The sequence below is a fragment of the Lactiplantibacillus sp. DA1 genome (genome assembly GCF_032681335.1).
In the GTDB taxonomy this organism is placed as follows: domain Bacteria; phylum Bacillota; class Bacilli; order Lactobacillales; family Lactobacillaceae; genus Lactiplantibacillus.
The window spans coordinates 139011-153766 of the sequence record NZ_JAWHTQ010000004.1 but is presented as its reverse complement, the minus strand read 5'-3'; the positions used below and the strand labels follow the sequence as shown (position 1 = coordinate 153766).

The following is a 14756-nucleotide window of genomic DNA, read 5'->3' as shown; positions in this document are numbered from 1 at the left end:
CCATGTATAGTAGTATAGTTTGGTGCGATGCAGTCGGAACTATTTTTAGCTAAATGGCTTGTCCACGTAAAACACCGAGCATCTCTCATCCAATATTTTATAGTTACTACCATTCGCAATTAACAAGAGTCGTTATCAACAGTATATACTTCTCGTTGATAATATGATAAGTTAAAATATATAAACTTAATCAATCAGCATTCAATTAACGGAGGAATCATGTTACAAATTGGAATTATCATTCCGGCGCTCAATCCAGATGACAAGCTTATTGCTTTAATTCGGGATTTTATTAACGCGCCCACTTTGATGGCAAATATAAAAGAATTAATTATCGTGGATGACGGTAGTGATTGCGCTCATCAGTCAATCTTCACCCAGCTAGCGTCACTGCCACTAGCAAATTTAACCATCCTCCACCATTCAACCAATCGTGGTAAGGGTGCCGCTTTAAAGACTGGTTTTAGTTATGTTCAAGCTCACTTCCCAATGTTGGCTGGTGTTGCCACGATGGACGCTGATGGGCAACACACCATCGCAGCACTTAATAGTTGTCTGAATAAATTCACCGATAACCCGCAACGACTCGTGATTGGTGTCCGACACTTTACTAATAAGATTCCGTTTCGTAGTCAGTTTGGAAACGTACTGACGAGTAGCTTGGTACGACTGCTAACTCACCAGAACATCTCTGACACCCAAACAGGACTACGCATTATTCCCATGAGATACCTTGCAACCCTGATTCAATTTCCTGGAGACCGTTTTGAGTTTGAATTCGATATGCTCCTCCAGGCAAAAAAATACCGTATTCAAGTTGTCGAACAGCCAATTCCGACAATTTATCTCGATGGCAATTCATCTTCACACTTTCGGGTCATTCGTGATTCAATTGCGATCTATGCCCGCTTCTTTAAGTTTGCGGCCAGTGGATTGATTTCCTTTGCTATTGATATCAGCTTGTTTTATATTGTCCTATTCTTAATAGGCAACCATATCTTAAACAGTATCCTAATAGCCACAGTAATGTCGCGAGTGCTTTCTTCGATTGTTAACTACGCCATCAATCATCACGTAGTCTTTAACCGAGCTGGCCACCAAACATTTATCAAATATGTTTGTTTATTTATCGTGCAAATGTTCGCATCTGGTTTTTTAACAAATGCCTTAACTGCGATATTACCAGCATCAAATGGTCAACTCATGCCGACCATTGCCAAAATGATTGTTGATTTTATCTTATTTATGATTAGCTATCAGATTCAACGAGATTTCATCTTTAAAGAGAGGCCTCAACATGTCTAATAAACGGCGTTTTCTTTATTTTCTAGCTATTGCGCTATCGATTATTTATTTATTATGGCGAATTTTCTTTACTATCCCATGGCAGGCTAATATTTTTACATTGATTTTCGCCCTGTTACTCGTGATTAGTGAGATTCTCTCGAATCTGACCGGCTTTATTCTAATTTTCTTTCGTATGTTGTCAACTAAGAAAAAATGGAATTTAGTCATTCCAGACTACTCCACTAGTCAGCCACTCCCAGATGTTGATCTAATCATCGTTACACATAATGAAGACGTTGATTTATTGCGAAAGACCATCAATGCCGCGACTTATATCGACTACCCCGATAAAAGTAAGGTTCACATCGTCGTAGCAGATGACGGGAACCGTCCTGAGGTTATGGCGCTCGCGAAGCACTATCACGTTGGTTATTCTGGGATGGAAAATAACCAGCAGGCCAAATCCGGTAATATTAACCACACGTTGGCAAAATTGCACTCACCACTGTTTGCTATCTTTGATACCGACATGATTCCGTTCTCGGGGTTTCTACGTAACACGGTACCGTTATTTACAGAAAATTTCCAGCAGCTAATGGACGATCCTGACCATACCGATCCCCTAGGTTTTGTTCAAACCCCACAAAGCTTTTACAACGCGGACATTTTTCAATTTAATTTATTTTCTGAGAAGATTATTCCAAACGAACAGGACTTTTTCTCACGCGACGTTAATATTTTAAATGGTGGTAATCAGCGCGCACTTTTTACTGGTTCCAACGCCGTCTTTCTGCGCCAAGCTGTAGATGAAGTCGGTGGTTTCCCCACTGATACAATCACCGAAGATTTCGAGCTAGGAACCATGTTGAACATGGCTGGTTATATCAGTCTAGCCACCAAGATTCCACAGTCCAGTGGGATCACGCCAATTGATATGAAAGGCGTCATCAAGCAACGGACACGGTGGGCTCGGGGCGTTATTCAGAGCTGTCGCAACTTGCACATTTTCACCAATCGGCACCTATCATTTATCAATCGGATTATTCTGCTCAACACTTACTTTTATTGGTGGGCTTTTTTCCGTCGAATGATTTATATGATTGCACCTATCTTATATGCGTTATTTAAAATTCAAGTTGTGAATGCCAATTTTTGGATCTTAATGGTAATTTGGGCACCCGGTTACTTCCTATTACACTATGTCATGGGTGACACTTCTGGTATGGGTGACACAGCTAAGATTCGTAACGAACGCTGGGGTGAAGTTCAAGAGACTTTTTTCGCACCATACCTATTTATTCCTGTCATTCTTGAAAGTCTTGGTATTAAAGCCAAAAAATTCAAGGTCACGGCCAAGAACGTGACTTACTCACTTAAAGATAAATTGTACATCTTACCGTACCTAACATTATGGACCATCACCTTAGTCGCCATTGTTAAGTTCAATTATGGTAAATATGGTTCCGAAATTTTGGTTGGTAGCGTGATAACCTTCTGGCTTTTAATGCACTTTGTTAATCTCAGCATGTGTTTATTTATTTCCATGGGGCGCCCCGTTTACCGCAAAAACGAACGTTTTATTCGTCAAGTAACTGGTTCCGTTCAATCGAGTGACGGTCAATGGCATCCCATCTTGACAGAAGATGTTTCTGAAGGCGGGGTTGCATTTCAAACCACCGATAGCCCCGTTAAAGCTATTGCGGAAGGCGACACAATCAAATTAACGGTTAAACATCAAGATTTTGATGTCCAACTAAGTGGTAAAGTTGCCCGCATCAGTCATCGAGATAATACGACTATCTACAGTGTCCAAGTGACCGTGGCTCCTGGTAAAAATCGGGATCATTATTTACAATTAATTTACGATGGTGCTAACAAAACACTGCCTAGTGTTCAAGATACTTGGGTCACCCCGTTTGACGAGCTCTACATGAACTTAGTAGTGCGCGCACGTACCTATGAACGTAAACTCAGTCGACGGTTTAACCGCTTTTAGGAGGAATCAATCAGAATGTCTGCTTGGATTGGGCTTATTTTATATGCCATTGGCTTATTAGGTTACAATGGGACACTACGACGTCTCGGTGTCAGTCCGTACTTAGCGTGGATTACTGCGATGCTAGTCCAGATTTTAATCTTATATGGTTTCGCCATGATGGGGTGGTTAACGATTGGGATTCAAATTGTAACTTACTTAGGAATTGGCTTGGCACTACTTTGGCTGGGCTTAAGTTTTCTACGGCGAGCACAATTAAGGTTTGAAGGAATTCATTTATTTGACTTTTGGATGATTGGCCTGGGTATTGCGACCGGTCAGACACTGTGGCACAGCCCCCTCGTACACTACGATAACTTTTCTCACTGGGCGGTCATGGTTAAGTTCATGGTTTTCACTGGCCGTCTACCTGGCACTAGTGACCACTTAATTTCATTTACATCCTATCCGCCAGCAACAGCCCTTTTTATCACCCAGTTTGTTCATTGGATTGGTTTTAGCGACGGAGCTATGCTGGTTGCCCAATTTATCTTAATTTGGGGTGCCGCTTATGCCATTTTTGCTGGTCTCCGAGACCGCTCCCGTGCTTTAACAAGTTTTGCATTATGTTTTACGTTAGCGATTTCATTCGTTTTCAATGTCGCGATTCGTCTCAATAACCTGTTGGTCGATTACGTCCTACCCATCATCACGATTGCAGCACTGGTTGGCATCTTCGTCTATCGCCAGCGCCCCATCTTATTGTGTTCCCACGTTGCAATTTTTATCGCAGCCCTGCTACTTGTTAAAAATTCGGCCACGTTCTTCGTCATCATGATTGGTGGGTATTTCTTGTACACCCTAATCACCAATCATCACTGGCAATGGCGGCGACTGCTCACCGTTCCCGTTCAATTTGCCGTCACATTGGGCACGGGCGTTTTACCATTCATCTGGTGGGAATGGCATGTTAAACACACATTTACCGTTTCTAAGCATCAAATCAGTACCCAGGCCTATGCCAAACAATTACATGGTGAAAGCCAGCAAGCCTTACTCAAAATTGGGCACAAGTTCTTAACACAAATTTTCAGTTTGAACTCGCTTTCAACTAAAGGAATTCTACTGATCAACATTGTTTTGATTTTAACGTGGCTATTTATTCGCCTTCGCCAACACCAGCGTAATAACTTGCTAGGAATGGCCCTACTACTAGACCTTATTTTCATTGTTTATTACGGTAGCTTATTTGGTATGTACATCTTATCCATGCCTTATGCTGAAGCCATTTTACTTGATGGCTTCGAACGCTATATGGCCAGTATTGTTATCCTGAATCTATTTATCGGTGCCATTGCATTAGTCCGTGTTCTTGATCGTCAACAATTTGAGCAGAATTTTCAAAAACGCAACACACAAGCCTTTAAGAGTGCCACAACTAAAAATATTTACCAAATGGCGACATTGGTTACCGGCTTCTTTGCCATTACTATGATGTATTCAGAGATTACAGGAACTAAATTTACTAATGAAATGAATCATAATACGTTACCGCTTCAGATGACCCGCGTCTCTAAACAATGGCACCACTTAAATCATCGTAAAGTCCTCATCGTTGATCCCGAGGTTGTAGATGTCAATGACTACTATGCCGGTTATGTGGGACGTTACTGGTATTTCACCGATAAAGCTGTCGGCCAAGAAAACTTCATGATGACCCCTAAAGTCTTCAAACAAACGATTGAAAGTTACCAGTACGTTGCAATCCCAGAGACCCACCGAACTTTCACGGTGCTGACTAAGAAAGTCTTCCATCAACACGTGGTGACCGGACTCTTTAAAGTCACGAAGAAGCGGTTAATTCGCATGCACTAAAAATACGAAAGTAGGTTTTATTTTGGCAATCTTCGGCTTCATTTTCTTTAGTTTAGCATTAGTCGGTTATAGTAGCACTCTCCGTCTTTGCCACGTCAATCCTTACTTAACTTGGATCACCGGTACTTTAGTCCAGATCATGTTATTGTATGGCTTTGCGATGGTCAAACTCTTACGACTTGGAATCTGGGTTGTTACCAGTTTGGGCGTTATCCTCTTATTGCTTCGCCTCATACTTGGTTACTTAGGTAAAGTTAGCATTCATTATGAAGGTATCCATCTCTTTGATATTTGGATGATTTTTTTAGGAATTGTAATGGCCATCGTACTCTTCAAGAGTCCGCTCATTCATTATGACAACTTTTCGCACTGGGCAATCATCGTCAAATTCTTGACATATACTGGACACTTACCAGGAGCCACCGATACAATTATTTCATTCAACTCCTACCCACCCGCAACGGCACTCTGGCTCACGCAACTGGTAACCTTTACTGGGTTCAGTGCCGGGACGATGCTCGTCGGTCAATTTATCTTGATTTGGGCAGCGAGTTACGCCGTGTTCGCCACCCTACGTGACCGTACTAGGGGCCTAAACTCAATGCTACTATGTTTAACGATCGCCATTTCATATGTCTTTAATATTAATATTCGTCTTAATAATCTATTGGTTGATTACGTTCTGGCCATTTTGACGGTTGCTGGTATTGTGGGTATTTTTACCTACCGATGCCGGCCAAAAATGTTGGCAGCGCACGTGGCTTTGTTTTGTGGCACCTTACTACTCGTCAAAAATTCAGCAGCTTTCTTCGTTGCCATTTTGGCCATCGACTACCTAGTCACAATGACCCAGCAACGGGTACACAAGCACTGGTTTCGGCAGATTTTAACAATCACGGGTCAGTTTTTAGGAACACTGTTCGTCGCAATCCTGCCGTTTATTTGGTGGGAAATCCATGTTCACTCAACATTTACAACTTCCAAACATGAAATCAGCGCCACTGCCTATCAAAATCAACTTGCCCATGATGGTATCAGTGGATTCTTAAAGATTGGTCAGGCTTTCTTGCAACAAATTTTCAATTGGACCTCCTTATCAACACAGGGACTTTTAGTACTAAACATTGGTTTGATCAGTGCATGGGCAATCATTAAGTATGGCTGCCACCACCCCAATCCATTAGTCAAATTTTTAGGCGTGCTCGATCTAATTACCGGATTATATTATGGTAGTTTATTAGGTATGTACGTTCTGTCCATGCCTTACGCCGAAGCAATTACCTTAGATGGTTTTGAACGGTACATGTCGACCGTCGTCATTTTAAACTTATTTATTGGTATGATGGTTCTGGTTCGTGTCATTGACGAGACACTTTATGAGCAAAACTTGGCAGACCGAAGCCCACGGACGTTTCGCTCGATTTGGACTAAGAATGGCTATCAGCTCGCGACGTTTTTAGTGATGTTTTTCGCCATTATTATGATGTACTCTGAAATCAATGGGACAACGTTCACGAATCACTATAATCGGCATTCACTGCCAGTTACCCTGACTGATGTAGCCCGACCGTGGACCAAGCCCAATAACACCAAGCTTCTGATTGTTGACCCCCAAAAAGTCGAGGTTGCCACCTATTACGCGGGCTACTTAGCAAATTATTATTTTTTCACTAACAATGCCAGCGGTCAAGCTCGCTTTAGTAAATCAGTTCACACGTTCCGTAAAAAGTTGTCCCAGTATGACTACGTGGTGATTCCCAAATATGATCGTAGCTTCACCCGCGGTATTCGTCGAGCTTATCATCAACACATTCGCACGGGTTTTTACCGCATTACTCCAGGTCGTTTAATTCAGATTCAGTATCAACAAACGCTACCTTATCAATAATCGAGGCGGTTATTTTATGAAGTACCGACATTACTTTACACAACTATTAATATTTATTAGCCCGCTGATTCTTCTTTGCTTCAGCCAGCCCCGTACGGCAACTGCCAATTCATCAACATTGAATACTAGTCAAGGGGTCATGTTAGATTTAGGCCGCCATCCGTTAGATGAAACTGCAATTAAAGCCGTCATTAGTACTGCTGCCGAACAACACATGCAATACGTCGAACTACACTTATCAGATAACGAACATCTATGCTTTCAATCGACTTATTTAGGTAATACCGCATCTGCGACCATATTATCGGCGACGACTTTAGAACAGCTAGTTGCTTATGCCAATCAGTTGAACATTGAACTAGTTCCTGATGTTGACCTTCCCTCGCACGCGGGAGCCATTTTACGCCAATTGCAACAAACTCATCCCGATATTTACAATACCGTTAAGTTGGATGACGAAACCATCGACTATACTAAACCGGCAGCAGTCAATCTCGCTACCACACTTTATGGCGAGCTCGATGCTAGTTTTAACAATCAAAGCCAGCACGATTTGATGCTCGGCGCTGATGAGGTTCCTGGCAGCGCTAGCGCCTATATCGAACTGACCACCTTTATCAATCAGGTCAGTCGATTTCAAAATCAAAACGGCTTCAACACTAGTATTTGGAATGATTCGCTATTAAAAAATGAACTCAATCGTCTGGATTCAAACATTACAATCAATTACTGGTCACAATCTGGTAACAATACCGATGCGGCTATCATTGCCGACCGCTATGCCAACCGTGTATCCGTTCCCGACATTTTGGCCTCTGGGCATTCAATCGTGAACTGTAATAGTTATGCGACCTATTATCAAATCAAAAATATTGGTAATGTCAATGATGACAATTACTTTATTAATTATCTTAATCACACCTTTCGCCCGAATATCTTTAACGAAATTGACACCAATGGGCATAATCAGGATTGGACCATTGAAGATGGCGTCACAACTAACGGTATCTTAGTTAGCTTGTGGGGGGCCGATTCAGAGCGTGTTACGCCAACTGCCATTGTCAATTTCATTAAATGCATGACGATTCCACGGTCATTTTAACGTTTAGTGACGTTTTCTCGAGAGATCGACCTATACAATAAAAATAACACAATTAGTCCTCGTCGTACCAACGATCGAGACTAGTCGCGCTATTTTGCGTTAAACTGCCAGTTGGCGGCCATCATGACCCTGATAATCACTTAACTCGCATTCTTTAAGCTTCCAATGACCGCTGCACGTCCAGTGTTTCTAACAAGCTGACCGCACAATCAGCCCCCTTATTGCCACTCTTAAAACCAGCGCGGTCCATTGCTTGTTCGATCGTATCAGTCGTTAAAACACCGAACATCACTGGGGTATCAGTTGCTAAACTAACGGTCATCACCCCCGTCGTTACGCCGCTACAGACATAGTCAAAGTGGGCAGTTGCTCCGCGGATAACTGCGCCAAGTGCAATCACGCCGTCATAGCGCTTGGTTGCAATCATTTTTTGAACCGTCAATGGTATCTCAAACGCACCTGGCACCCAGGCCACATCAATATCTTTCGCGTTAACGCCGTGCTGTTCCAAGCTTGCTTGCGCCCCAGCTAGTAATTGCTGCGTCACAAACGCATTGAAGCGGGCCACGACAATCCCGACTTTGAACTCATTACCGCCGATTTTACCATTAAAAGTAGTCATTAGTTGGCCTCCCTAAGTGTGAGTTGATGATGAAACCGATCACGTTTCGTCTTTAAATAAGCCTGATCATACTGATTTGCCGGAACTTCTAACGGCACCCGTTCGACCACGTCAATACCGGCTGCACGCAATTGATCAACCTTATCGGGATTATTAGTGAGCAACCGTACCCGACTAACACCCATTTGTCGCAAAATTAACGCCGCAATATCATAACGCCGCTCATCAGGCCGAAAGCCTAACTGCACGTTTGCATCATACGTATCAACACCCTGTTCTTGTAATGCGTAAGCCGCCAATTTATTAGCTAGACCAATTCCACGACCTTCTTGCCGTAAATAGAGGAAAATGCCACGCTGAGCCTGACCAATTTTTTGAAGCGCGCCATGTAATTGTTCCCCACAGTCACACCGTTGCGATCCTAAAACGTCGCCTGTAAAACACTCCGAATGTAACCGTACCAACACTGGTTCATCACCACTGATATCACCAGTCTGTAGTACCACTGGTAACGCTTCATGACCAGGAACTTCAAAACCAGTCATTACAAATTGGCCGTCCTCAGTTGGTAACTTAACAGTTGGTGTCGTTGTTAACTGAAGAGCCCCCGTCTGGATAACATAAGTGGTAATATCTTCAATGGTGATCAGTGGCAACTGTAGCCCCTCTGCCAAAGCTTTCAGATCACGACGACGAGCCATTAAACCATTCTTTTTGATTACTTCACAAATATAGGCCGCAGGGGTCCCGCCTGCCAGTTGAGCCAACGTTACTGCCGCCTCAGTATGCCCCCGTCGAGCTAACAAACCACCAGACCGTGCAATCAGCGGAAATACATGCCCGGGATGGTAAAAATCAGTGGCTTTGCTATCTGGATCGGCTAACGCTTGAATCGTGGTCGCCCGATCGGCTGCCGAGATTCCCGTGGACGTCGTCTGGTGATCCGTTGAAACTGTAAATGCCGTCCCAAACGCATCGTGTTCACTAGTCATCGGCGTCAAATGCAGTCTACTGGCGATACTTGGTGCCATCGGAACGCAGAGCAGTCCCCGCGCTGATGTAATCATCCGATTCACTGTCGCAGTGGTTGCTTTAGCAGCTAAACCAACCATGTCACCTTCCGCTTCCCGTGTCTCATCATCCGCAACGATAATTAATTCACCACGTTTCAAAGCAGCTAGTGCCTGCTCCACTTTTTTCATTGTATCCATCTTAATGGCTCCCCTCTAAAGCTAATTGTCGGGCTAAGTACTTGCCCAAAATATCCGTTTCAACATTGACCACATCGCCAACTTGCAAATCGCTTAACGTCGTGACCACTTGCGAATGTGGAATTAAATCCACTTCAAACGCCGTATCCGTGGCGGTCACGACCGTCAAACTAACCCCATCGATGGTAATCGACCCCTTAGTCACGACTAGCGCTCGATACGCTGTTGGTAAACTAATCAGCAAGCGAAGTGCGTGCGCATCGGGAATACGCTGTTGCACCCGACCGCAGTAGTCAATATGTCCCTGAACAATATGACCATCTAAATGATCGTTAACTTGCAAGGCCCGTTCCAAATTCACTTGTGAACCAACCACCAGCGTCATTAAGTTCGTTCGACGCATCGTTTCAGGCATCACCACTACACTGAAAGCATCCGCTTGTCGGGTCGTTACCGTTAAACAAATACCGTTCACCGCAATACTGTCACCAATCTTAAGGCTCGGGGTCATCAGCGACGGTGCAGTAATCGTAAGGGTCATTTCCAACCCTTGTTGGTGCACTTGGCTGATGCGGCCCTTGGTTTGAATAATTCCAGAAAACATTTACTTAACTTCCTTTCGAACGGCCCGTAGCCGGATATTCGTCCCTAAACAAGTTACCGTTGGTTGTTCAAATGCCAACGGCGTCATCGCAGCGGCCCCGGTGACGGCTGGCAAACCCGTCCCACCAATCATCATTGGTGCGATGTAGCTGACCCATTCGTCAATCAATTCAGCCGCAACAAATTCAGCTTGCAGATGAGCCCCACCTTCAACTAAGAGTGACTGCCAGCCTTGTTCGACACATAGTTGGCCGATTGCAGCGGGTGTCCAGTTGCCAATCAGGACGTGTACATTAGGACTGTTTCGAAGTTGGTCGTCACTAGCCGCAGCCTGACGACAAAGTAACCAGGTTGGTGCCTGATCGTCCTGAACAAGCCGGTGGTTTAACGCCACGGTACTCGCATTCAACACCACCAATCGAACCGGTGGCTGCACCATTGCCGTCAGTCGGACGGTTAATTGCGGATCATCAATCGTTAGCGTCCGTTCACCAATCAGAATCGCTTGAAACTGTGACCGTAAGCACTGACTATCGATATAACTAGCATGATTGGAAACCAGCGTCCGAGTCGGCGTTTCAGTATTAATTTTGCCATCAAGCGTTATCGCCATTTTCAGGGTGATCCATGGCCGCTGCTGCACATAAAAATGATTGTAGTGGGGGTTCAACGCGCGAACTTTGTCCGTTAAACAGCCCGTCACCACATCAACTCCGTGGTTCAAAAGATACTGACGTCCCTTACCACCCACGATTGGATGGGGATCTAATTGACCAATCACGACTTGCCGAATTCCAGCCGCGACGATTCGCGCACTACACGGCGGCGTCTTCCCATAGTGTGAACAAGGTTCCAGTGTGACAAATAACGTGGCCCCACGCGCCTGTTCTGGTGTGGCCTGCCGCAACACATCCACCTCAGCATGGTCACCGCCAAAATAATGATGATAACCTTGAGCTAACACGTGGCCGTCTTTGACTAATACCGCACCGACCTGGGGGTTTTGGTACGTCGCCACCCCCGCCAATTTGGCTTGATCGACAGCCATTTGCATAAAATCAGTTAACATTGGTTCACCTCCAACAAGATAAAAAAACACCCAATTATCAAATCATCGATAATCGGGTGTGAAGTGTTCGCCAAATAGATTTCACCAGTAGGATCCAGCTAAATAAACCTACTTAAAGGTCGCCAATAGCCACTACTGCCTAGTAAAATTCAAGCAATAATTTTCTTCTCCCATCCAGACTATACTGTCGGTCCCAGACTTGCACTGGGTCCACCGCTCACGCGGGTCACGGACTTCAACTTACGTTGTTACCGTCGGTCGGGAATTGCACCCTGCCCCGAAGAAATCGTATTCAGTTTTCAGTCTTAATAAAACCACTTTCTTAATTAATTGTCAAACAGTCATTTTATTTCAACCCCATTAACTGCTGTGTTAAACTGCTTACAAACTTTAATAAAAATGATAATTACTAACACTAATTCTTAACTTTTTTCAGAAAATTGTTCGCTTTTCTTAACTAGTTTTCAAGTTTCAGTACGGTACAATGAAATCATTCATAATATCGGAGTTGAATAAAATGTGGCCTAATTATCAAACAAGGCGCTGGCAAGTGGCAGTGACAGCTGGATTACTGGCCTTTGCTATCATGGGGATTGTCTTCGCAATTCGGGGAATCACGCCCTTCGGTAACCATAACTTATTAATTAGTGATATGGGTGGCCAATACTTATCATTTTTCACTGCGTATCGGCATGCCGTTTTAACCCATAGTTTTCAATTATATTCATTTTCACAGTCATTAGGCGGTAACGCGCTACCCACGATTGCTTACTATTTATTAAGCCCATTTAACATTTTGATGTTGTTGTTTCCGGCGGCCAATTTGCCAACCGGACTTAGTCTACTCATCATGTTAAAAATCAGCTTGATTGCGGTCACTATGACGGCTTTTTTACAAACGCATTTTCACACAAAGCGGTGGTCGACTGCCATTTTCGGTGTTGCTTTCAGCCTCTCTGGCTTCGTTGCCCTCAACTATTTTACGATCATGTGGTTGGATGCATTAATTTGGTTACCACTGGTCATTCAAGGACTCGACCACTTAATTGCAACTGGTCATCCCGGGCACTTTTTCGGCTGGCTATGGGTCAGTATCGTCACCAATTACTACTTAGGCTATATGACTTGCCTATTTGTGATTTACTATTTTATTTATCAACTATTTGAACGCAAACACCCTCAGGACAGTTTTTGGCAAACCATTCGTCATCAATTTTCGTTAATTCGGCGCGTCGTGGTCACCATGCTACTCAGTGGATTAAGCACGATGTTTGTCCTGATTCCCACTGGTTTAGGCATGCTGACCACGGCTAAATCTGCGGTCAAATTATCGAGCTACTTACCAGTACCACAATTCGGCTTAGCTGTTTTGAGCCAATTTGGCCTAGGTGCCGCCAATTTTACGACTCGGCTCGCACACGCACCGACCGTTTTCAGCAGTAGTCTGGTCGTCTTGCTGGCCCTAAGTTTCTGGGTGCAGCCCAACTTGACTAAAGCTCACAAATGGCATGGCTTTGGACTATTACTTGCACTCTTCTTGAGTATGGACATTCGTACCTTAGATACGGTTTGGCACATGTTTCAAACGCCAGCTGGTTTTCCATACCGCAATGCCTTTTTCTTTAGCTTTGTCTTGATTATGATCGCTTTTGAAGCCTGGTTAGCAGGCCCCCGGCGGATTGCCTTGCGCTGGCAATGGTTGTTACCGACACTCATGGTCAGTGCGCTGATATTAGGCTGGTTCGCCCAACGAACTGCTAAGCACCCCTTAACAACTTCAACGCTGGCGCTCAGCTTAGTCGCTGTCATCTTAACCGCAATTGCCTTATTCGCAACGGCTAAGCGGTGGCAAACGCTCAGCTTGGCAGGTATCGTCGCCTTAGAATTAGGGACTAACAGTACTCTCATGATGGCGAAGTCACCACTTGGCAATCAGTCCAAATTCGTAACCGCCTATCAGACTGAATACCGGCAAATGCAAGCCGTCAACGATCCTGATGGCCAATTATATCGCGTTGAAAATCAAAATACGCTAATCAATCAGGCCTACAATTATGATAGCAAGTATCGTAATTACAACGACCCGATGCTATTTAACTTTCACGATATTACCTATTACAGTTCAACTTTTGCAAACCAAACACGGCTCATGTTGAAATCACTTGGACTATTTTCTAAAAACGCTCGGCGTGTCAGTTCAGAAGGCCTAAATCCGGTCACTGATTTACTCTTAGATGTAAAATACGCTGTACAATTAAACGCCGTTGGTCAATCCACAATTCAGCTTCGCAGTCAGAATGGGTTAGGTTTTGCCGTGCCAACCGCGTTTAGCCAATTAAAACTTCGTCAGAATAGTGCCATCATCAATCAAGAACGCCTCTTACAAAGTTTGCAGCCTTCGAATCGCGCCTATTTCGGTAACGCCACGACACTCTCAGATCACGTCGTCCAAGATTCACAGGCCAAACGCTATCCGTATTTGCATACGGTTAAATTAAGGATGACGCGCACCGGGACGCTGTATTATAACGACACAAATCGTCAAACAAAGTACACCACGATGCGAGTCAACGGCCACTTAGTCCCGACTAAGTTCAATGCCAACGGTGAGTTAGTGCTCCAATCGCTAGGTTATTTTGACAAAGGCACTGTCGTCACGTTAACGGTCAAACGTACCCAACCAACGCTTGGCACCCATGTCCACATCGCCAGCCTGGATCAAGCCCGGTTCAACCACATCAAACAGCAACTGCTATCCACGCGCTTTACACCGACTTACCACGTCTCGGGTATTCATACTGTGGTCAGTGGTCAAGTCACCAATCGCTCCAAGCAAAAATGGCTCTACGTTGCTATTCCAGCCGATAAGGGGTGGCGCGCAACGGTCAACGGTGTCAAAGTTACTCCTAAAACGGTCATTGGCGGGATGTTAGCCCTACCGATTCAGTCCGGTAAGAATCAGATTCAGCTAACTTACCACGTTCCGGGATTGCTGGGCGGACTACTGATTTCCATCATAAGTGGACTTAGCTTCATCCTTTGGCGTCAGCGATATCGCCACCATTAGAATCGTGTCAATCAAAATAATCGGACTGCCAAGCTATTCTGCTAGGCAGCCCGATTG

At 44.3% G+C, this 14756-nt stretch carries 10 protein-coding genes and 1 riboswitch; of the genes, 6 read left to right on the top strand and 4 right to left on the bottom strand.

Going from position 1 to position 14756, the window contains the following annotated elements; genetic code table 11:
• Positions 1-219: 219 nt before the first annotated feature.
• From RXV91_RS07815 to RXV91_RS07795, 5 genes are read left to right on the top strand one after another with little or no spacing between them, the layout of a single operon-like run.
• Positions 220-1305: a bifunctional glycosyltransferase family 2/GtrA family protein gene (locus RXV91_RS07815; protein WP_316439415.1), complete on the top strand. Its 1086-nt coding sequence runs from the start codon at positions 220-222 to the stop codon at positions 1303-1305.
• Positions 1298-3283: a glycosyltransferase family 2 protein gene (locus RXV91_RS07810; RefSeq protein ID WP_316439414.1), complete on the top strand. Its 1986-nt coding sequence runs from the start codon at positions 1298-1300 to the stop codon at positions 3281-3283. Before RXV91_RS07815 ends, RXV91_RS07810 begins: the two co-directional genes overlap by 8 nt.
• 15 nt (positions 3284-3298) lie before the next feature.
• Positions 3299-5137, top strand: coding sequence for an ABC transporter permease (locus tag RXV91_RS07805; protein ID WP_316439413.1), 1839 nt, complete (start codon positions 3299-3301; stop codon positions 5135-5137).
• Between the two features lie 22 nt (positions 5138-5159).
• Positions 5160-7025 (top strand): ABC transporter permease, encoded by a 1866-nt coding sequence (locus RXV91_RS07800; protein WP_316439412.1) that lies wholly within the window; start codon positions 5160-5162, stop codon positions 7023-7025.
• 16 nt (positions 7026-7041) lie between these two features.
• On the top strand, positions 7042-8127 hold the full coding sequence (locus RXV91_RS07795; RefSeq protein WP_316439411.1) for a family 20 glycosylhydrolase: 1086 nt from the start codon (positions 7042-7044) through the stop codon (positions 8125-8127).
• A 154-nt stretch (positions 8128-8281) separates the two neighbouring features.
• Here RXV91_RS07795 and ribH read toward each other — a convergent pair whose 3' ends face one another.
• From ribH to ribD, 4 genes are read right to left on the bottom strand one after another with little or no spacing between them, the layout of a single operon-like run.
• Positions 8282-8749 carry a 6,7-dimethyl-8-ribityllumazine synthase gene (ribH, locus tag RXV91_RS07790; RefSeq protein WP_033610625.1) on the bottom strand — a complete coding sequence of 156 codons (468 nt, stop codon included), beginning with the start codon at positions 8747-8749 and terminating at the stop codon, positions 8282-8284.
• On the bottom strand, positions 8749-9960 hold the full coding sequence (gene ribA, locus RXV91_RS07785) for a GTP cyclohydrolase II (protein WP_316439410.1): 1212 nt from the start codon (positions 9958-9960) through the stop codon (positions 8749-8751). Before ribA ends, ribH begins: the two co-directional genes overlap by 1 nt.
• A gap of 1 nt (position 9961) precedes the next feature.
• Positions 9962-10564 (bottom strand): riboflavin synthase, encoded by a 603-nt coding sequence (locus RXV91_RS07780; protein WP_316439409.1) that lies wholly within the window; start codon positions 10562-10564, stop codon positions 9962-9964.
• Positions 10565-11632, bottom strand: a complete 1068-nt coding sequence (gene ribD, locus RXV91_RS07775; RefSeq protein WP_316439408.1) for a bifunctional diaminohydroxyphosphoribosylaminopyrimidine deaminase/5-amino-6-(5-phosphoribosylamino)uracil reductase RibD — start codon at positions 11630-11632, stop codon at positions 10565-10567.
• Between the two features lie 158 nt (positions 11633-11790).
• Positions 11791-11921: riboswitch (FMN riboswitch) on the bottom strand.
• A 228-nt stretch (positions 11922-12149) separates the two neighbouring features.
• Between ribD and RXV91_RS07770 the strand changes: the two genes are divergently transcribed.
• On the top strand, positions 12150-14699 hold the full coding sequence (locus tag RXV91_RS07770; RefSeq protein ID WP_316439407.1) for a YfhO family protein: 2550 nt from the start codon (positions 12150-12152) through the stop codon (positions 14697-14699).
• Positions 14700-14756 lie beyond the last annotated feature (57 nt).

Excerpts from the sequence above, each read along its gene's own strand:
- RXV91_RS07770 (WP_316439407.1), top strand. The coding sequence starts at position 12,150 with ATGTGGCCTAATTATCAAACAAGGCGCTGGCAAGTGGCAGTGACAGCT.
- RXV91_RS07810 (WP_316439414.1), top strand. The coding sequence starts at position 1,298 with ATGTCTAATAAACGGCGTTTTCTTTATTTTCTAGCTATTGCGCTATCG.
- RXV91_RS07780 (WP_316439409.1), bottom strand. The coding sequence starts at position 10,564 with ATGTTTTCTGGAATTATTCAAACCAAGGGCCGCATCAGCCAAGTGCAC.
- RXV91_RS07805 (WP_316439413.1), top strand. The coding sequence starts at position 3,299 with ATGTCTGCTTGGATTGGGCTTATTTTATATGCCATTGGCTTATTAGGT.
- RXV91_RS07815 (WP_316439415.1), top strand. The coding sequence starts at position 220 with ATGTTACAAATTGGAATTATCATTCCGGCGCTCAATCCAGATGACAAG.
- RXV91_RS07795 (WP_316439411.1), top strand. The coding sequence starts at position 7,042 with ATGAAGTACCGACATTACTTTACACAACTATTAATATTTATTAGCCCG.
- ribH (WP_033610625.1), bottom strand. The coding sequence starts at position 8,749 with ATGACTACTTTTAATGGTAAAATCGGCGGTAATGAGTTCAAAGTCGGG.
- ribA (WP_316439410.1), bottom strand. The coding sequence starts at position 9,960 with ATGGATACAATGAAAAAAGTGGAGCAGGCACTAGCTGCTTTGAAACGT.
- ribD (WP_316439408.1), bottom strand. The coding sequence starts at position 11,632 with ATGTTAACTGATTTTATGCAAATGGCTGTCGATCAAGCCAAATTGGCG.